At 42.8% G+C, this 20,012-nt stretch carries 18 protein-coding genes; 10 read left to right on the forward strand and 8 right to left on the reverse strand.

Annotated elements, in window-relative coordinates; translation table 11 throughout:
• Positions 1–247: 247 nt before the first annotated feature.
• A complete protein-coding gene (locus tag ACXAH2_RS07880) occupies positions 248–2,089 on the forward strand; it encodes an ATP-binding protein (RefSeq protein WP_475077683.1) in 1,842 nt (613 codons plus the stop codon).
• 17 nt (positions 2,090–2,106) lie between these two features.
• On the opposite strand, the gene ACXAH2_RS07885 is transcribed toward ACXAH2_RS07880, so the two are convergent.
• A complete protein-coding gene (locus ACXAH2_RS07885) occupies positions 2,107–3,165 on the reverse strand; it encodes a GGDEF domain-containing protein (protein WP_475077685.1) in 1,059 nt (352 codons plus the stop codon).
• 259 nt (positions 3,166–3,424) lie between these two features.
• Here ACXAH2_RS07885 and ACXAH2_RS07890 point away from each other — a divergent pair, with 259 nt between their 5' ends.
• Positions 3,425–4,195, forward strand: coding sequence for a YccT family protein (locus ACXAH2_RS07890; protein ID WP_475077687.1), 771 nt, complete (start codon positions 3,425–3,427; stop codon positions 4,193–4,195).
• A gap of 59 nt (positions 4,196–4,254) precedes the next feature.
• On the opposite strand, the gene ACXAH2_RS07895 is transcribed toward ACXAH2_RS07890, so the two are convergent.
• Positions 4,255–5,136 carry a carboxylate/amino acid/amine transporter gene (locus ACXAH2_RS07895; RefSeq protein WP_475077688.1) on the reverse strand — a complete coding sequence of 294 codons (882 nt, stop codon included), beginning with the start codon at positions 5,134–5,136 and terminating at the stop codon, positions 4,255–4,257.
• Positions 5,137–5,333: 197 nt separating this feature from the next.
• On the opposite strand from ACXAH2_RS07895, the gene ACXAH2_RS07900 reads away from it, so the two are divergent.
• Positions 5,334–5,972, forward strand: a complete 639-nt coding sequence (locus ACXAH2_RS07900) for an HD domain-containing protein (RefSeq protein ID WP_475077689.1) — start codon at positions 5,334–5,336, stop codon at positions 5,970–5,972.
• Here the strand turns inward: ACXAH2_RS07900 and ACXAH2_RS07905 are convergent.
• Positions 5,969–6,421, reverse strand: coding sequence for a MarR family winged helix-turn-helix transcriptional regulator (locus ACXAH2_RS07905; protein WP_475077690.1), 453 nt, complete (start codon positions 6,419–6,421; stop codon positions 5,969–5,971). The two genes, ACXAH2_RS07900 and ACXAH2_RS07905, sit on opposite strands and share 4 nt — an antisense overlap.
• A 116-nt stretch (positions 6,422–6,537) precedes the next feature.
• Here ACXAH2_RS07905 and ACXAH2_RS07910 point away from each other — a divergent pair, with 116 nt between their 5' ends.
• Entirely contained in the window at positions 6,538–6,987 is a 450-nt protein-coding gene (locus tag ACXAH2_RS07910) for a DUF2798 domain-containing protein (protein ID WP_475077691.1), read from the forward strand.
• A 7-nt stretch (positions 6,988–6,994) separates the two neighbouring features.
• Here the strand turns inward: ACXAH2_RS07910 and modC are convergent, their stop codons facing one another.
• Genes modC through ACXAH2_RS07930 form a run of 4 tightly spaced genes read right to left on the reverse strand, consistent with a single transcriptional unit; the run spans position 6,995 to position 9,936 of the window.
• A complete protein-coding gene (gene modC / locus ACXAH2_RS07915; RefSeq protein WP_475077693.1) occupies positions 6,995–8,077 on the reverse strand; it encodes a molybdenum ABC transporter ATP-binding protein in 1,083 nt (360 codons plus the stop codon).
• Positions 8,077–8,769, reverse strand: coding sequence for a molybdate ABC transporter permease subunit (gene modB / locus ACXAH2_RS07920; RefSeq protein ID WP_475077695.1), 693 nt, complete (start codon positions 8,767–8,769; stop codon positions 8,077–8,079). The genes modC and modB overlap by 1 nt, the downstream gene beginning before the upstream one ends.
• Before the next feature lies 1 nt (position 8,770).
• A complete protein-coding gene (modA, locus tag ACXAH2_RS07925) occupies positions 8,771–9,577 on the reverse strand; it encodes a molybdate ABC transporter substrate-binding protein (protein ID WP_475077696.1) in 807 nt (268 codons plus the stop codon).
• A gap of 32 nt (positions 9,578–9,609) precedes the next feature.
• Positions 9,610–9,936, reverse strand: a complete 327-nt coding sequence (locus tag ACXAH2_RS07930) for a Rieske (2Fe-2S) protein (protein WP_475077697.1) — start codon at positions 9,934–9,936, stop codon at positions 9,610–9,612.
• Between the two features lie 314 nt (positions 9,937–10,250).
• Here ACXAH2_RS07930 and mrcB point away from each other — a divergent pair, with 314 nt between their 5' ends.
• Together mrcB and ACXAH2_RS07940 are read left to right on the forward strand one after the other, a co-directional pair.
• The gene (mrcB, locus tag ACXAH2_RS07935) at positions 10,251–12,464 is read left to right on the forward strand and encodes a penicillin-binding protein 1B (protein WP_475077698.1); all 2,214 of its coding nucleotides are present in this window, start codon (positions 10,251–10,253) and stop codon (positions 12,462–12,464) included.
• 142 nt (positions 12,465–12,606) lie between these two features.
• Positions 12,607–13,434 carry a substrate-binding periplasmic protein gene (locus ACXAH2_RS07940; RefSeq protein WP_475077699.1) on the forward strand — a complete coding sequence of 276 codons (828 nt, stop codon included), beginning with the start codon at positions 12,607–12,609 and terminating at the stop codon, positions 13,432–13,434.
• On the opposite strand, the gene glgA is transcribed toward ACXAH2_RS07940, so the two are convergent.
• Entirely contained in the window at positions 13,410–14,846 is a 1,437-nt protein-coding gene (glgA, locus tag ACXAH2_RS07945) for a glycogen synthase GlgA (protein ID WP_475077701.1), read from the reverse strand. The genes ACXAH2_RS07940 and glgA overlap by 25 nt on opposite strands.
• Before the next feature lie 90 nt (positions 14,847–14,936).
• Between glgA and glgC the strand changes: the two genes are divergently transcribed.
• The 4 genes from glgC to lepB all read left to right on the forward strand — a co-directional run bounded on the left by glgC (position 14,937) and on the right by lepB (position 20,003).
• Positions 14,937–16,262 carry a glucose-1-phosphate adenylyltransferase gene (gene glgC, locus ACXAH2_RS07950; RefSeq protein ID WP_475077703.1) on the forward strand — a complete coding sequence of 442 codons (1,326 nt, stop codon included), beginning with the start codon at positions 14,937–14,939 and terminating at the stop codon, positions 16,260–16,262.
• Positions 16,263–16,475: 213 nt separating this feature from the next.
• Positions 16,476–17,108: a riboflavin synthase subunit alpha gene (locus ACXAH2_RS07955; RefSeq protein WP_475077704.1), complete on the forward strand. Its 633-nt coding sequence runs from the start codon at positions 16,476–16,478 to the stop codon at positions 17,106–17,108.
• 219 nt (positions 17,109–17,327) lie between these two features.
• On the forward strand, positions 17,328–19,133 hold the full coding sequence (gene lepA, locus ACXAH2_RS07960) for a translation elongation factor 4 (RefSeq protein WP_475077706.1): 1,806 nt from the start codon (positions 17,328–17,330) through the stop codon (positions 19,131–19,133).
• 45 nt (positions 19,134–19,178) lie between these two features.
• Positions 19,179–20,003 carry a signal peptidase I gene (lepB, locus tag ACXAH2_RS07965; RefSeq protein WP_475077707.1) on the forward strand — a complete coding sequence of 275 codons (825 nt, stop codon included), beginning with the start codon at positions 19,179–19,181 and terminating at the stop codon, positions 20,001–20,003.
• Positions 20,004–20,012: the final 9 nt, after the last annotated feature.

Genomic DNA, 20,012 nt, shown 5'->3' on the forward strand with positions numbered 1-20,012 from the left:
TTGAATGATTGATTCTGTCATTTTTATCATTCAGAAGATGAAAAAAGGGCGCTCAGTGCGCTCTTTTTTTATTTTCGTTCTTTCCATTTGGGGTTATGTAGCATTTTATGAATTATTGATTGGCTGTTTCAGTAAGTCTTTACAAAGCAGGCACTTGTCTTAATTGTCTTTAAGAGTACGATTTATGAAAAGCTCGCTAATCAAAAAATGTTCTTTGTAACTGGAAGATGACGCGTAAGGATAAAAGTTGAAGCATTCTCGATACTTTCTTGGTGATAAACAAGTCAGTGAAATGTGTTTAAAGGATTTAGCAAAGCGTTCGCGTTTTGGTGGTGTTTTTTATTTAATGGCATTTCTTGCAACTGCATTCAGTTCGTCAATGGCATATGTTCATTCGTCGTTTATTGGTCTTTTTTCAATTCTCTTTATTGTTCTGCAAGTCGAACGTTTGCGCCTTTATCACAAGGCAATGAAGCCGAGTGATCTTGATGTGCATTCTCTTTTGGCTCGCTATTTTCTATTGTACAAGGTGTCAGCCTGTATTTGGGTCGCCAGTTCAGCTTGGCTGTTTTATGTTAATCCCATTATTGACAATGGTGTCATGGTGAATGTTATGTCTTCTGCTGCTATTAGTATGGGAGGTATGACTGTACTGGCCTTCTCATATAAGATGCAGCGGACCTATTGGCTGATTATTTGTTTGCCATTTTCGTTTGCTGCTGCAGTGCTTCTAGAAACACCTTCTAATTGGATTATTGTTATTCTGACGCTTGGTTATGGCGTGTTTATTTTGATGATGGGAAAGCAGCTAAACCGTTCTTATTGGCAAGCTTTGAACGATAATTTAATGCTGTCAGAACAAGCTGAAGAGTTGGAAAAAGCAAAGTTACAAGCGGAAGCGGCAGGGCAATCAAAAGCGAACTTTCTAGCAGCTATGACCCATGAGATTCGTACGCCTCTTAATGGCATATTGGGCATGGCGCAATTGTTATCTTTGAGTAAGCTGGACGATGAACAAAGGCAGCATGTCAATGTTATTAATAATGCCGGTAGTAACCTGATGCATATTATTAATAATATTTTGGATTACTCGAAGATGAATGCTGCTGAGTTAGAGCTGGAAGAAAAACAGTTTGACCCAAGGAGTTTAGTAGAAGAAGTGGTGCATTTGTTGTCCTGTCAAGCAAACCAGCAAGGCCTTCAATTAAGCTGTGATTTTGATGAGGTACCAAAGTCTTTGTTCGGAGATTCTTATCGATTACATCAAATCCTTTATAACCTGATTGGAAATGCCATTAAATTTACGCAACAAGGTTGGGTAAAAGTCAGTGTTTCGTCGCAACTATTGACGGCCCCTAACGAGCCGATGATTCAGTTAATTCTGCAGGTTGAGGACACAGGCATAGGCATTTCTCAAGTCAACATCAAACACATCTTTGAGCAGTTTTATCAAATTAATCAATTTAATCCTAATGTCCGTGGTACAGGTTTAGGTCTAAGTATTACCAAACGTATTGTAGATTTAATGGGCGGTGATATTCAGGTTCAAAGTGAAGTCGGTAAAGGCACAATATTTAGTGTCATTTTGCCATTTAACATGGTTGCGGCGTCTAATAAAATGGCGCAAGACGATTCAGGAGAAGAAGACGAGTTGCACCGTCTTGTCGATCAGCAAACAGCTCTTGCTGAGCATCCAAATTTGAATGTTTTGCTGGTGGAGGATAATAAGGTAAATCAAATTGTTGGGGAACAATTTTTGATTCGTTTAGGTTGTCAGGTCGACATCGCTGAGAATGGTGTAGTCGCGCAGGATAAGTTTCTCCATACCAATCATTATGATGTGATTTTTATGGATTGTAATATGCCTGAAATGGATGGTTTTGAGGCGACCAGAGCGATTCGTCAAATAGAGCGACAAGATGGCAGAAAAGCCACGCCTATTGTGGCGCTTACAGCGCATGTGAAAGAAGATATTAAGCGACAATGCTTGCAAGCCGGTATGGATGCTTTTATGAGTAAGCCATTTTTGATGGTTGAACTGCAAGCCATTGTTGAAGGTATTAAACTGGGTAAACTGCCGCAACTTTGAGTGTCAAGAAAACGAGTTTAGCGATTCGTAGTTTGGCTATTTTCTTCGACTTCTATTCTATTGCGTCCGTTAATTTTGCCTTTATAAAGGGCTTTATCGGCGCGCTTAATAAGCTTCAAGGCATTATCATTATCTTTGTGCAGAGTAGCAAGCCCAAGGGTGATGGTTAAAGACAAATGGAATTCACTGAATCTATGTTGTGTAATGGCCTGTCGTAATTGTTCTGCAATATGTTGCGCAGTGTCTAATTTAGTATGTGGCAAAATAATGATGAACTCTTCGCCACCAAATCGTGCTAGGACGTGTCCATTTTTAATATGTTTGCCCAACAGGTCGGCCATTTCGACTAGACAGGTGTCGCCAACGTCGTGACCATACTTATCATTTATCGATTTGAAAAAATCGATATCAATCAGTATTAAACTGAAGTCAGATTTAGTACGTTGAGCTTGTTCTAATTCATTGGAAAAATGCAGGTTCAGACCGCGTCGATTGAGGATTTCTGTTAAAGGATCTAGCAGGTTTTCATCGCTGAGTTTTTTGGTGAGTTTGGTGTATCGGTGAATGAAGAATTGACCAAACACGGCGCTAAAAGCGGTTGCGATAGAGAGCCAAAAACCTCGCAAATAAGAGGTTTCCTGTGAATAAAATTCGCCTGAAACCGTTAGTATTTTATCGCAATATACAGTGCTAATAATGATGCAAATGATAAGAAAAAGGCTCATAAAAAAAGATTCTTTTTTACCGCCGAGCAAGGCACCTACAATAGGATAAAGAGGAATAAAGAAGGCTACTTGGCTGTTTACACCACCGGAGACCAGAAGCATAGGAATTATAATGATTACTGCCGAAACTAAGCAAATAGCAATGTTCAGCTCTGGTTTGAAGTTAGTGCGTATTACTAAATAAACCGCACTTAACCAAAAAATACTAAAAATGGTAATCCAAAAATAATACGGGTGTAATTCACTGATTAATGGTCTGATAAATAAAGAAAAAACCAATGTCATCCATGCCATTTCTATGATTCTTAATGTAAGTCTTTGATTTAAATATACTTGGTTGATATCTGGCATAGGGGAGTTGTTTACAAAATATGTATGTTGTTTTCGCATTCTAGCGGTTACGGGAAAACTTCATGACTATGGTACATTTCTCTTTCAGAGAGTCAGTAGCATTTTCGTAACTGACTTGTAAACTATGAAAGGCTTTTTGTGAGTAAAAAGTAGTAGTGAAAAAGGCGTTCATTTAGAGATTTTAGCTTATAGCTAGCATAAAAATGACAGTAAAGATGAATATCATGCGAAACCTAGCATGGATTGAATAGGAGAATTCATGATTTATGTTAGCCTCGCCTTATTTATCTCATTGGACACTGATATGCTGAAAAGACAAAATTTTATTCTGATGGCTTTTATATTGGCTTTTAGTACAGCACATTCTGCTTTCGCTGAAACCTTTGAAGTGCCTCGATCTTTCGAGATCATGTATGTGGATCAAGAGTCAGCCAGTAACTTTGGTAGCGATTTCAAGATAGAACTGGATGCCGGACAGCATCAGATTGTGTTTCGGTTTAATAAAATCATTCGCTCTGGTGGCGATTCAGAAGTCTATCAATCAGAGCCTATTGTTTTAGATTTAGACGTGCGTCCCGGAGCCTACTTGCAACTGCAAGCCCCCTATGTTTCTTCTCATCGACAGGCTCAAGATTATGCAAAGCAACCCAGTTTTAGCATACAAGACGAAGCCGGTGGTCGTGATGTGAGCTATCAGCAACGTATTTTGCCTGGACAGTCTGGTTTGCAAAACTTACGGAATTATTTAGCCGAAATAAAAGCCTTAGATGGAGTCAAAAGCGCATCACAAGACGCGCCGCTTGATGCACCCGAAAAGATGAATCCGGCGCCAGCCCTGTCCATGCTTAAATTCTGGTATAACCAATCCGACAAAACGACGCGTACGGCCATGCGAGTGTGGATTGCTGACTCTCAGCAGCCAATGCAGCAAGAGTCAATTCAACTAGAAATGCTGCAGTTTTGGTTTAATAGAGCGAATGACGAAGCGAAAAAATCCTTCCAAATATGGCTAGTTGGCAGTCGTCATTAGAGAAAAACGCCGACTCTAGCCGAGTTGGCGTTTTCATTGAAAACCATAAACTGAGTGTTTTACTGACTAACTAGTTGAGATCTAGCGGCAATTTTTTGGTTAAACTTATCGTTTACCCAAAGTGCCAATAGGATGATGCCACCACCAATCGCTAGTCTTACGATATCGGCATCACGGTTCCAGAACAACACATTAACGAGTATACCTGCGGGAATAAGCAAATTATTCGCAATCGCCAAAGTGCCTATATCAACCAAGGTGGCACCCTTGTTCCAAGCAAAGTAGCCAAGTCCTGAGGCAACAATGCCTAAGTAAGTTAAGATCAACCATTGTTGAGTGGTGGTTGGTAATTTCTCTGGGTTACCTAATAATAGGAAGCACGGAATCACTACCGCCAAAGCACCAATAAAGAACCAGCCGAACACAGTTCTTTGTGACAGGTCTGGGCGTTGTTTTTCGATCACACGTTTGTAGCCAACTTGTCCTGCTGCAAAACAAATGTTTGCTCCCTGTACGATTAACAAGCCTTTAATAAAGCCACTGTCGACCCCCTGATAACGAATGGCAACAGCGCCTAAAATCGCCAGTAAAGCACTGATGGCAAAGCCAATATTGAAACGTTTGTCCAAAATATCATTCAGCAATGTTACGTATAGCGGTGTCATGACGGTAAATAACAGTACTTCTGGTACAGAAAGGTACAAGAAAGATTGATAGTAAAATCCGTACATGATGCCAAGTTGTAAGGCACCGCAGACCATTAACTGTAACGCAATTTTGGCTTCAATTTGACGCAGTTTTAAGAAAGGTATGAATACCAAGGTTGCCAAAGCAACACGCATTAATACAGAGAACCATGCGTCCACCTGACCAGCCAAGTAGACACCAATTAAACTAAAAGAAAAGGCCCATAAAAGGGTAACAGCGAGAAGAATCGGCATGAGTTTCGTCCATTAACAAATTTAACTCGGCAAGTGTACTGATTTCTAATGAGCAATAATAGCAGTTTACTTATAATAAAATTAAAGTTTACTAGAGTTCGTAATTCAATCTTTTGTGTTTGTTGTCGTTTTTTCAGAGCTTCTGTTCTGCTTATTGATTCGGCATAATGATCGCCAAATTGGATAAGGTCATTACCATGTCTCCACAGCAAATCTCATCTTTAGAACACGCTTGTCAAGCCTTTATAGCCAAGGAAGAAAGTGCAGACGTAGCGCATGACTTGAATCATCTTAAGCGCGTGGTGAAAGTCGCCAAGCAATTGGCAAAAGAAGAGTCCGCTCAACTAGAAATTGTTTTACCAGCAGCTTGGTTACATGATTGTGTATCTTTGCCGAAAGATCATCCTGAGCGTAAGCAAGCGTCAAAAATGGCAGCAGATAAAGCGATCAATTTTTTGCGCTCGATCGCTTATCCAGAAAGGTATTATGCCGACATTCATCATTGTATACATGCTCATAGTTTTAGTGCCCAAGTGGTGCCTGAAACTCTGGAGGCGAAAATTGTACAAGATGCAGATCGTTTAGATGCACTCGGCGCCATTGGTATAGCACGCTGTATGCAGGTAAGTGGTGCTTTGAATCGCGCTTTGTATGCTGAAGACGACCCTTTTTGCGAAGTGCGAGAAACAGACGATAGGCAATTCTCGATCGACCATTTCTACAGCAAGTTGTTGCTTATCGCTCTCAGTTTGAATACGGCTGCAGCGCGGAGTGAAGGAGCGCAGAGAGAAAATTTCATGCGACAATTTCTCCAGCAACTAGGTCACGAAATTTAATCTTTTCTACTCGCATTGTGTTGTTGAATGTTATTCACCATAGTGTGACCTATGTTTAAAAAACTCGCGATTTGTTCATCACTTAGACCTGTTTTCATGGCGTTCAAAGCGGCTAGATCTGCCTTGTGCAATTGAGCAAAAACGCTTTCTCCCTGTGGGGTTAAACGTAAAACTTGACTGCGTTTGTCTGCTGGGTGAGTTTGCTTTTCAATCAGTTGCTGTGCCAACAAATCTTTTACAATACGTGTTACTTGCCCTTTGTCTTTACCGGTAATGGTACTGATGGTATGCGCCGTACACATGTCTTGCTGGTGGATAAATTTTAACGCCATAAAAGACACTGGGGTCAGTTCTAATTTCAGTGACTTCATAGTTTCCCACATAGACTCTTTTAGTGCGTTAATGCTGTGAATAAAAATTAGTTGTAGTTCTTCTTCAAAGGATGGCATGTCTCAGTCCAGTGATTGATTGGTGAATATAGTTGACATAATCAACCATATTTTTGATAATTGACTTTGTCAACTAAATGCTTTGTGTTGCTATAGAATTACTTGAGAGAGAGCGTATGTCAAAAAAACTGGAAAAAATTCTTATCATTGCTTGTTTGGTGATCATGATAGGTGGAACCTTAACCTTTGTGATGACATGGCGTAATTTGGGCTTTGGAGAAGCCTTTCTTTTTGCTTGGTTGTCTTCTTTTGCTCTTTGTGTACTCTGTATTGCTCCGATTGGTGGTGTGATCTCTTATTTGGTGAATAAGCTGATAAACGCGCTTGTTCCACGTCTACACAAAATACAACAAAACATTATTTTCGGTCTGATTATGGCGGTTATCATGGAGTCCATCATGTCGATTGTTACGACACTGAATTTACATGGTTGGATGGCCGTGGACAGCTTTCTGACTAAGTGGAGCGCTACTTTTGTGGCTGCTTTGCCTATGGGCATATTCTTTTCGGTAGTGATGTCGTTATTAGTCAAAAGACGTCTGGCAGCTTATTGGGCAAAAGCTTAGTGTGTTCTTAAATAAGAGCGACAGATTTAACCTGAGCAATGACGTGCTGTTGAGGCTTGAGTCCTAACTGGAGCGCAGAATATCTTGTGACGCGTGAAAGTAATGGGGTGCCATCTACGAGTAGGCGAACTAGAAGTATGTTGGGGTCGCGGTTCAGCGGTTGTATACCTTCAATCACTGCATTAAGTTTGTTCAAAATACTGGATGGTGTTGCATTGTCCAGCGCGATACTGACATCTCGAGCTTGAATTCTCAACCTAACTTGATTGGACAAAGACAGGTTGGGCGCTGTAAAGAGTAAGCTTTGTTGTCCAATCGCTAACTTAGCAAGACCCCATTCGTCGCATTCTGAAACCGGTGTACCTGTGACGATCACACTGGCGTCGGCTTGATTGGCAAATACCGAATTAAGCTGGCTCATCAATTCTGCGGCTGGCCCTGCCTGATTGAGTTCGCCTGATTCCAGTAACAGGATATGATCGGCTAAGCGACTGACTTCTTCCAATGAGTGACTGACATACAAAATGGGTAATTGGCTGTTACGGCAAACCGTTTCAAGGTAGGGTAGGATCTCTTGTTTTAAATCTTGATGCAATGCGGATAATGGCTCGTCCATAAGTAAGAGTTCTGGTTGGCGCAATAAGGCTCTTGCTATGGCCACTCGCTGAGCTTCTCCGCCAGAAATTTGATGCGGATAACGTTTTAATAGCGGCGTAAGATTTAGTAATTCAATCACTTCTGAGTAACGAATATTCTCAGGCCGATTGGTACGCTTGATTGCGTAATCTATGTTGCCTTTTACGGATAAATGATCAAATAAATTGGCATGCTGGAACACATAGCCAATAGGGCGTTTGTAAGCAGGGATTTGATGCTGACTGTCCTGCCATACTTGATGGTTAAAATGGACTTGTCCTTTCCAATCTGGTTCTAAACCAGCGATAAAGCGTAATAAACTGGTTTTACCGGCGCCCGATGGGCCAAAAATAGCCGTGACGCCAGACGTCTTGATACTGCAACTTAGGTTTAAAGGCACTGAGGATTGAGCTTGTTTGGTGAGCTCAACCTTTAATAGATTGGATTGATTCATTACCAAATGCTCCTTGCTTGAGACATTTGCTTTCTTTGTAACAGATACAACAAGCACAGCACCACGAAAGCAAAGCCTAGCATGAGTATGGATAAAGAATGTGCTTGATCGTATTGCAGTGCTTCCACGTGATCGTAAATTTGTACAGAAATAACTTTGGTTTCCCCTGGAATATTGCCGCCTATCATTAATACCACGCCAAACTCACCAACCGTATGAGCAAATCCTAATACCGTTGCGCTAAGAAAGCCGGGTTTTGCCAGAGGTAGCACAACAGAAAAAAACGCATCAATAGGCGAGGCCCCCAACGTGGCAGCGGCGTCTAAACGTGCCTTAGGTATGTTGGCAAAAGCATTTTGCAATGGTTGCATCACAAAGGGCAAAGAATAAAGTAGGGAAGCCACCACCAAACCTGTAAAGCTAAAGGGTAGCGAGTTGATACCAAGTTGTTGAAGCAGCTGTCCTATTTGCCCTTGAGGGCCAAGCATAATCAACAAATAAAAACCCAAAACGCTGGGTGGTAGTACTAAAGGCATGGCCACAATAGCATTAATTGGCGCTTTCCATAGAGATTGGGTACGAGCCAGCCACCATGCAGCGGGAGTACAGACGAGCAAGAGTATCAAGGTAACAAGACTGGCAAGTTTTAATGTTAGCCATATGGCCGTTAAGTCATCCGAGCTGAATACCATGTTAGTTTTGCCCCTTCGACAAATAACCAAATTGCGTAATGCGTTGTTGTACTTTAGGGCTTAACAGGTAACTCATAAAGTGCTTGGCAAGTATGGGGTGTGCGCTGTGAGAAAGAATCACTCCAGCTTGTTTTATGTCTTCATAGTCTTCTACAGGCAAAGCCAGAATAAAGACAGAGCTTTGCAACGTTTGTGGTGTGCGAGCCTGAGAAAGTGCGATAAATCCCATATCCGCATTGCCTGAATGAAGGAATTGGTAAGTTTGTCCTATGTTCTCACCCATTACTAAACGCGTTTGTAAGGTCTGCCAGAGAGACAATTTTTGCAAGCTTTGTTGTGCCGCTAGGCCATAAGGAGCTAATGTCGGATTGGCGATGGCAACTCGTTTGGCTTGTAATAAGCGATCACTCAATTCGTCGAGACTGATGGGAGTGGTTGACCATAACGCCAATTGACCTCTGGCATAAATGACATAAGAATCAGCAATGGCCAGTTGGTTTTCAATCAGTTTTTGCGGTTTATCTTGATCGGCTGAGAGAAAAATATCGAAAGGGGCTTGATGACGAATTTGTGCATACAGCTTTCCTGATGAGCCATAAGAGACAAGAATTTTGTGGCCAGTTAACCCTTGATAATCTTCTGCTATGGCCTGAAAAGGTCGAATAAAGTTGGATGCGACAGCAAGTCGTAATGTCTCTGCGGTGGTGATGGAGGCTGTGAGTGAAGCGGTTATGAAGACAAAACCGAGGCGCACACGCTGGCTAATCTTGTCAAAACGCCTGCGCGATGCCGCCGATTTTTTTATCATAAATGTGTCCTGAGAATGATCTTTGGAAGCAATCAGGCGAGCAATAAATAGCAATTTCCCTGTTCTATGCCAACCGTAGCTTTTTTTAGATGGCTGCCTTGGCAAGGCCCTGTAATACAGGTGCCATCGAGTGGTGAAAACAAAGCACCATGATGTTGGCATTTGAGGTAATCCTCTTCCGCAACTTGGTCTTGTTCTGACCAGTTTAATGTTTTGTTTTGATGTGGGCAGCGGTTTTCGTAGGCAATGATTTCACCCTGCTGGCGAGTGATCAAAAAGTTGTAATCTTCAATTTTTAGGTTAAGCGCTTTTCCTTCGGGTAGGTCTTGCGCATTAGGTATTAAATGCTTTTGAAACACGTTATGACCGTACTTTTTTATAATGATTAGAGTGACAAAAATAAACGGAAGCCAAGCTTCTATTTATTACCGATTGAAGTAACGAAACTGAGGAAAATGTCAGTACCCTACATTTTCCGCCTACAAAGACTCTAATTCGCTAAGTTAATCGAGTCAATATGCAAGAATTGAGTTAGTTTAATTTTCATCGTTGCTTGGCTTGGCTTTGCTCCCTATACTTGCCACCCATGGCTAGAAAATCACCGCAAAAAGCGTCTCGAAAATCCTCGCGCAAAGGTAAAAATTCCTATCAGCCTTCTTTCCTGAAGCGCTGCTTGCTTCGTTTGTTTAAATACTTAGTGGTGATTGGTCTGATAGCAAGCGTGCCATTTGCCATATGGGTATGGTGGCTAAATGATCAGGTAGTGAGCCGTTTTGAAGGACAAAAGTGGCAGGTGCCTTCTGAGGTTTACAGTGCGCCTATCATTCTGAAAAGCGGTGCGCCTTGGAAGAAGCAAGATTTAGAAAACTTATTGGAAAACACAGGTTATCGCTTTGGTCGTAACAGTCAAAAAGTGGGTTGGGCGGCTCGAAGTCGTACAAAGGTGAGTGCACACTTACGTTCTTATATTGATCATCAAGGTTACCACGAAAGTGAGCGACGTATTTTTTCGTTTGAAGATGGGCACTTACAAATCAATGCGTTAAACGGAGATAGCGTTGCTGAAGCGCGCATTGAGCCGCAACGCATTGGCTTCTTGTACGGTGGTAATACCGAAAACCGCCAGATCCTCAGCTATGATCAAATTCCGCAAACTTTGATCGACATTCTGGTCGCTGTTGAAGATAGAGATTTCTATGATCATTGGGGGATTTCTATAATAGGTATTACTCGCGCCTTGGTGGTAAATTTGACTCATGGCTCGCGTCGCCAAGGTGGGTCTACCTTAACTCAGCAATTAGTGAAGAACATGTATTTGAGTTCGGAGCGAACCTATACACGTAAGCTGACCGAAGTGATTATGAGTTTGTTGCTTGAATATCACTATGCTAAGCAAGACATCATCACCGCCTATATGAACGAAGTGTATTTGGCGCAGCTGGGCAACAGTGCATTACATGGTTTTGCCGCGGCCAGTCAGCATTTCTTTGGGCGTCCATTGAATGAGTTGAGTATTGATGAATATGCCTTGCTGGTTGGTATGGTAAAAGGCCCTTCACTTTATAATCCGCAGCGCTCACCAGACAGGGCTAAATCACGACGCAATGTTGTGTTGGGCGTGTTGAGAAGCCAAGGACGATTGACGGAACAGGACTTTCAAAGCCTGATCCAGCAGCCGATTAAGCTGGCTGATAACAAGCGCCAAAAGTCCATTTATGGCGATTATTTGGATCTGGTAGCCCTACAATTGTCTCGTGATTTTGATGAAACCACCTTAGCCACCAAGAATTTAAAGATCTACACTGGCGTGGATATTCGTGCGCAACTAGCCGCAAGTCAAGCGATGCAGCGTCAGGTAGCGAATTTAGAAAAACGTGATCCCAAGCTGAAAGGCTTACAAGGCGCTATGGTAGTAACAGACACTAATACAGGACAAGTACGCGCCATCGTCGGATCCAGTGATCGCTATTATACAGGTTTTAACCGCGCGCTAGGCGCGGTGCGACCAATCGGTTCATTGGTCAAGCCTCCCCTGTATTTATCGGCTTTAGCCACTGGTCGATATACCTGGTGGAGTAAAATAGAGGACAAACGTTTGCGTTTTAAAGTCGGTGCAGAAGTGTGGGCGCCTGAAAACTATGACAGACGTGAACACGGTGAAGTGCATTTATATGAAGCGATGGCGAAATCCTACAATTTGGCGACGCTTGCTTTAGCTAATCAAGTTGGCTTTGATCGCATTGGGGAGACGTTACGGCAGCTTGGTGTAAAACGTCCCTTTACTATGCATCCAGCTATGGCGTTAGGAGCATTAGAGCTGTCTCCGTTTGAAGTATCTCGCTTATATCAACCGATTGCCTCACAGGGGCAAAGTAATGAATTAGGTGTGGTCTTGGCGGTAATGGATCAAGATAACCGTTTGTTGAAACGCTTCAATCGTCAAACAGAGGTGCCATTTACGGACGCAGTGTTGGCAGTGACCTTGGATGGAATGACAAAAACACCACAGATTGGTACTGCTCGTGCGGCACAAGCAGTTTTCCCAAAGCTGACATTTGCCGCCAAAACGGGCACCACTAACCAACAAAAAGACAGTTGGTATGTGGGGATCACTGGAGACTATGCGACCACGGTTTGGTTAGGTGATGATGATAATGTACCGATGAAGATTACCGGTAGTAGTGGTGCTCAAAAAGTATGGATAGACTTTACACAGCATGTGAACCCAACGTCACTTTCGTCTTCATTGCCACATGGTGTAGGGCGTTTTCAAGTGCTAAAAGACAGCTTTGAATTGGCTGCTGATCGTTGTAATGATAGGGTGTCTTTGGTCTTTATCTTGGGAACGCAGCCTAAGAAGTCGACTTCATGTCTTTGGCCTTTTTGAGGGTTTGGGAGGATTTTAATGATTTCTATTAGCAGCTTTGCTCTTGTATTTTTCTAGGCTTAGTCATAAATTAACTAATTGTTGTGTAAATTGTTTTTTTGAAAGATAGTATGAAATATATAAGCGCTTGGGTTGCTGCGCAATGAATGTTTTACGTCGATTTATGTGTGTTTTTGGCTTATTTTTGGTCTTGTGCTCAGCCAAGCTGTATGCCGAGAATGCCCCAACTTGCACTGTTTTAACGGCTACTGGTAATTCCGAATATCCACCCTTTTTGTGGCGTGATGCCGCTGAGCCAAATCGGTTACGAGGCAGTAACCAACACATCATTAATGAATTAAGTCGTCGTATTCAGATGCCGATTCTCTTGCAGCATGTAGGCCCTTGGTCACGAGCGCAAAATGAAGTAAAAACTGGTCGCGTGGATATCATGGCGGGTGCCTTTTATACCAGCCATCGTGCTGATTATATGGATTATTTTACTCCGGTATTGTTACATACCAAAAGTGTTGTTTGGCAACGTAAATCTGATGCTTTTTCTTTCCATAGCAAAGAAGATCTAATTGGTCTTTGGGGCGTCACTGTCATAAATAATAGCTTTGGTGAAGAGTTTGATCGTTTCGCTGCCGAGCAGCTGAATATTTTAACCGTGGCCAGTTTGTCTCAAGCGTTAAAAATGTTGGCCAGTAATAAGGTTGATTATGCTTTGTATGAGAAGCGTCCTGCACAAGCCTATGCCAGCACGTTAAGAGTGGATGACCAACTGCATGCAGTCGAACCGCACATTAGCAGTGAAGGTTTGTATTTGACTCTGTCGAAAGCCTCACCTTGTAATACCCCCTTGATTCGTCATCAAATTGCCATTGCATTGCGCGATATGAGTCAAAGGGGGGTTATGGAACAGGCTTTACAACAAGGTTTGGAAGAGTGGCAAAGCAGTTCGTCTCAGTTCTTGTTGATTAAAGATTGATACAAGTCTTGCCAATCATTTGTGACGCTTTCCCAACTATGGTCGTATTGCATGGCATTTAATTGTCTTTTTTTCCACTCATCGGTATGACGATAAGCTTCCACAGCACGCCACATACAAGCACTCAAAGCTTCCTTGTTGGCTTCTTCAAAATGAAAGCCATTGACGGTTTCACCCATCTCAAATACAGTATCTGCTAGACCTCCAGTTTGTCTAACCAGAGGTAAGGTTCCATATTTCAGTGCATATAATTGTGTTAATCCACAAGGCTCGAAGCGTGATGGAATCAGTAATACATCAACGCCAGCTTGTAGACGATGCGAATAGGCTTCGTCGTAACCTAAGCGAATGGCGACCTGTTGAGGATAGCATTTTTCCAATTCTAAGAAGCCTTCTTCTAGGTATTTATCTCCAGACCCTAGCAGAACGAACTTCACGCCAGTATCTAAAAACTCAGGCAATGCCTGAAGAATCAAATCCAAGCCCTTTTGTTCTGTAAGACGGCTGACGACGCCAAAAACTGGCGGTGAAGTGTCTCCATTTAATTCGTTTTCTTGCAATAGCGCTTGTTTATTGATGAGTTTATTGTCTAGGGTGTTTGAGTCATAAGTTTGCGCTATGTGCTCATCTTTGGCTGGGTTCCATTGTTGATAATCGACGCCATTTAAGATGCCGGTTAATTTATCAGACATGGCATTCAACACGCCGTCTAGTCCATCGCCATATTCTGGTGTCAGTATTTCTCGAGCATAGGTTGGGCTCACTGTGGTAATGGCGTCAGCATACACTAGGCCGGCTTTGAGCCCTGAAAAGCGTCCATAGAATTCCATACCATGCATAGTGAGCAAATCGTAAGAGATTTGCGTGTCAGCAAATTTATACATATCAAAACTGCCGTTGTATCTCAGATTATGTATGGTAGTCACTACGGGAGGATGAGGTAATTTCCAGCTGGCGAGATAAGCGGCAGCAAAGCCTGTTTGCCAATCGTTTAGATGCAAAATGTCTGCCTGCCAATCGCTGATGCTGGTGTCGACCACAAGCTTTGCTGCAGCCCAGGAGAGCGCGCAAAAGCGCAGATGGTTGTCGGCAAAGTCATGACCATTCTGATCCACGTAGGGGCCAAACTCACGTTCATATAGCGCTTGACATTGAAGTAACCAAATAGGGGTGTTGTTTTCTTTTATGCGAGTTTCAAGAAGATGTAAATCTCCCACACCAAAAGGGTTGCCTAAGTTGATAGATTGTAGAATTGGGTCTACCTTTTCTAATATGCCTTGATACGCTGGCATGATGAGTTTGACGTCATGGCCTTTGTTTCGCAGAGCAAGAGGCAAGGCCCCTGCGACATCAGCCAATCCGCCAGTTTTTATCAAAGGGTAAATTTCCGAGGCTGCGAATAGTATTTTCATGGTTAGGTGTCTTTAGTTTGTGTAGTAGGTTGTTGAAGTATACCTAACTGACGTTTGGATGAGAGTCATTTATTACTTTAAGGGCAACACATGGATTTAAATGCTGCGTGCACAAATACCTTGGCTATTATTTTGGCTGGTGGACGAGGTTCTAGGTTAAAACAATTAACGGATCAACGTTCCAAGCCTGCCGTCCCCATTGCAGGGAAGTATAAAATTATTGATTTCCCACTATCAAATTGTATCAATTCAGGCATGCGCCGCATTGCTGTGTTGACGCAATACCGATCTCATACTTTGAATCAGCATGTGCAACGGGGGTGGAATTTTTTACGTTCGGACTTTAATGAATTTATTGAATTATGGCCCGCTCAGCAACAAACGGGAGGTGATTGGTATCGAGGAACAGCGGATGCCGTTTATCAGAATTTAGCAATGATAAAAGATTTGCACAGCGAATACATTTTAGTCTTAGCAGGGGATCATGTTTATAAACAAGATTACAGCTTGATGCTTAGGGAGCATATTGCCAGTGGTGCCGATGTCACCGTTTCTTGTATTGAAGTACCTGTAGCGGAAGCAAACCAGTTCGGTATAATGCATGTCGATACGGAAGACAATATTATTGCTTTTAAAGAGAAACCCAGCCATCCACCCACCATGCCGGGTAAAACCGATGTGTCGTTAGCCAGTATGGGGATCTATATTTTCAATACCAAATTTCTTTCTGAGAACCTGTGTTTAGATGCCAAAGATATGGCATCCAGTCACGATTTTGGTAAAGATTTAATTCCGTATTTTGTTGGTCGCTGCAAAATCAAAGCACATCACTTTTCAAGGAGTGTGGTGCCTAACTCAAGTTATCCGAAACAGGCGTATTGGCGTGACGTGGGTACTTTAACCGCTTACTGGGAAGCCAATATGGACTTAACTAAGTTGGTACCTGAATTGGATTTGTATGATGAATGTTGGCCGATTCGTACCGCACATTATCAGCGACCTGCTGCAAAGTTTAATTACAATTACGAAGAGCGTATCGGTACCGCATTAAATTCAGTGGTATCAGCGGGTTGTATTGTTTCTGGTTCTACGGTTGAGCAGTCTATTTTATTCAACAATGTGCGAGTGAATTCCTATTCACATGTAAATAAAAGTGTTATTTTGCCCCGCTGCGAAATAGGCCGACATTGTCGGCTCAATAATGTCATCATTGATTCTGATTGTCGTATACCGGAAGGAACGATAATTGGCGAAGATGAACAAGCGGACAAAGCGCGTTTTTACCGCAATGATGATGGTATTACTTTAGTGACTCAAGACATGATAGAGGCATTATCTGCGCCACCATCAATTGCACCATCTATTCCATCACCGGTTCCACCTGTAATAAGTTCTTCATTAGTGCTTGAAAAGTAAAAATTTGATCGCATTAGTAGGGTTTGACGTGTGCGTTGTGGTTATCCCCGCAAGCTGTGGATAACCCTATTGGTGAATCAATGATAACTTATTGAAAGCCACTAAAAATGGTGCTTTGCTTAGGGGTGTTCAATTCTTCTTCAGTCCCGAAAACAAGTATGATTCTTACGCATCTTTGTTTGATTTTTATGCTGTTCAGCAGTAGGGGAAGCTATGTTTACCGGTATTATTCAAGGCAAAGCCAATGTTCAGTCGGTTACTCAGGTTGGCCGCAATAAGCGTTTAGATATCACCTTTCCAGAAGGCGTAATGCTAGGACAACAACTGGGGGCCAGTGTTGCTATTAATGGCGTTTGTTTGACGGTGGCGGAAATTACTCATGATGTACTGACGTTTGATGTGATCGATACCACACTTGCTTTAACGAATATTGGTGACTTGCAAGTGGGAGATGAAGTGAACTTTGAGCGTGCTGCTCGCATGGGAGATGAAATCGGTGGGCATGTTATGTCTGGACACATTATGACGTCCGTGCTTGTGTCTCGAGTAGAGCACATCGGTGAAAGCGTACATATTCGATTTGTCACTGATCGCCAAGATGAAGTGGATGCACGTCGTTATCTGTTTGATAAAGGCTATGTTGGCTTGAACGGTGCCAGTTTGACCATAAGTGCCATTGGTGATGACTGGCTGGAAGTGTCATTGATTCCTGAAACCTTACGTTTAACCACATTCGATTCTCTTACCGTTGGCGACAAGGTTAATCTGGAGATAGACGCACACACCCAAGCAACTGTGGATACGGTAGAGCGAGTATTGAAAGAGAAAGGCATTGTGTTGCCCTAGTAGCAACCGTCTATTAACACCAAGCTGGTGAAATGAATGGAGTCTGTGCAGGATTTTCGGTAGAATGCTCGCCAAATTCTAACCAGATAACATGTTGATCAGCTTGCCGATCAGACTCGAGCAGCCAATCCTTTATCGATGATAGTGATTGGCCAGTGCGCGACCATTTCTCGTCAGCCTGTCATCATTTTAATATCGCTTTTACAGTGTGAGAAAATAGTGTCTTCAAATAACCTTAAGCACATACGCAATTTTAGTATTATTGCCCACATAGACCATGGAAAATCGACTTTGGCTGATCGCTTTATTCAAGCTTGTGAAGGTTTGAGTGAACGTGAAATGTCCGCACAGGTACTGGATTCAATGGACATTGAAAGGGAACGCGGTATTACCATCAAGGCACAAAGTGTGACCTTGGACTACCAAGCCAAAGACGGTCTAACCTACCAGCTTAACTTCATCGATACCCCTGGACACGTAGACTTTTCCTATGAAGTATCTCGCTCTTTAGCCGCCTGTGAAGGGGCTTTATTGGTGGTGGATGCGGCGCAAGGTGTTGAGGCGCAATCGGTTGCGAACTGTTACACCGCGATTGAGCAAGGGTTAGAAGTCATGCCTGTCCTCAACAAGATTGACTTGCCACAAGCTGAACCTGAACGTGTGAGTGCTGAGATCGAAGAGATCATAGGTATTGATGCTATGGATGCCGTGACCTGTTCGGCGAAAACAGGCTTAGGTGTTGAGGATGTTCTTGAGCGTCTTGTGGCAACGGTTCCGCCGCCAGAAGGGGATGTTGATGCGCCTTTACAGGCTTTGATTATCGACTCCTGGTTCGATAACTACTTGGGCGTTGTTTCCTTAGTACGTATCAAGCAAGGTACCTTGCGTAAGAAAGATAAGATCTTCATCAAGTCCACCAAACAAGCCCATCCTGTGGACATGGCCGGAATTTTCACACCAAAACGCAAAGAAACCGGTGTACTGAAAGCCGGTGAAGTGGGTTACGTGGTGGCCGGTATTAAAGACATTCATGGTGCGCCAGTGGGTGACACCATTACTCATGCTAATACGCCAGACGTTGAACAATTGTCTGGTTTCCAGAAAGTAAAACCTCAGGTTTACGCTGGTGTGTTCCCTGTGAGCTCTGACGACTACGAAGATTTCCGTGTGGCGTTGGGTAAATTGACTCTCAACGACGCCTCTTTGTTCTACGAACCAGAGAGTTCGGATGCGTTGGGCTTTGGTTTCCGATGTGGTTTCTTGGGTATGTTGCACATGGAGATCATCCAAGAGCGCTTGGAGCGCGAATACAACCTTGACTTGATTACCACAGCACCGACAGTAGTGTACGAAATCGAGCTTAACAGTGGTGAAGTCGTTTACGTGGACAGTCCTTCGAAAATGCCAGACCCAGGTACGGTGAAGGAAATGCGTGAGCCGATTGTTGAGGCCAACATCCTAGTACCACAAGAATACTTGGGTAATGTCATTACTTTGTGTGTGGAAAAACGTGGTATTCAAAAAGACATGCAATACGTTGGTCGTCAGGTGCAATTGCGTTACGAATTGCCAATGAACGAAGTGGTGATGGATTTCTTTGATAAATTAAAATCGTGTAGCCGTGGTTTTGCTTCTTTGGATTACAGCTTCTCGCACTTTAGTGCGGCATCTTTATGTCGCTTGGACATTCTGATCAATGGTGAGCGTGTGGACGCATTGGCTTTGATCATGCATAAAGATAATGTGCAATTCAAAGGTCGTGCTTTGTGTGAAAAGATGAAAGATTTGATTCCGCGTCAGATGTTTGATGTGGCAATTCAAGGTGCCGTCGGCGCTAAAATTATTTCTCGTACCACAGTAAAAGCGTTACGTAAAAATGTAACGGCTAAGTGTTACGGTGGTGATGTGAGTCGTAAGAAGAAACTCTTGCAGAAGCAGAAAGAAGGTAAGAAGCGCATGAAGCAGGTAGGTAACGTTGAAGTACCACAATCTGCCTTCCTAGCGGTTTTACAGTTGGACAGCTAATTAGACAACCAAATGATGCACACGCATCCCGATGGAGTATGAAGTATGGGGTTTGATTTTGAATTAATACTGGCTGTTGCCTTCTTGTTTACCGGTGTTTTCTGGTTGTACGACAGAATTGTCTTTGCACCGAAGCGCAAGCAAGTATTAGCAAGTATGAGTGAGGACGCTAAACAGACCTTGAGTAAAGACGCGAAAGAGCGTTTGGCCGATACACCAAAGTTGGTATTAGAAATCAAATCCTACTTCCTAATTATTGCGGTTATTTTTGGTTTGCGTTCTTTTGTGGTGGAGCCTTTCCAAATTCCATCAGGTTCTATGTTGCCGACCTTGCAGATTGGCGATTTTATCTTGGTAAATAAGTTTGATTACGGTATTCGTTTGCCTGTCACCAATACTACACTGTTTGAAACCACCGAACCTAAACGTGGCGATGTGGTGGTGTTTAAATACCCACTTGATCCAAGTCTGAACTATATTAAACGTTTAGTGGGTTTGCCTGGTGACAAAATCAGTTACCACAACAAAATCCTCTCCATTAATGGTGAGCAAGTGAGCAAAGACTTTGTGGCCGATTTGCCTATCTCGCTTAATCCTAACCGAGAACCTGTGACTTTATATCAAGAAAACTTGGGCGGAGTAGAGCACGATATTTACAACAGCAATCGTAATACCCCACATGAGGGCGATTGGGTTGTTCCAGAAGGTCATTACTTTGTGATGGGAGATAACCGCGATAACAGTGCTGACAGTCGTTTTTGGGGATTTGTACCAGAAGAGAATATGAAAGGCCAAGCATTTTATGTTTGGTTGCATTGGGATAAGTTTCTCAGCCTCCCAAGCTTTAAGAATAACGGTTTGATTGAATAAATAATAATT

Source organism: Marinomonas sp. ABL3_031, assembly GCF_056161265.1.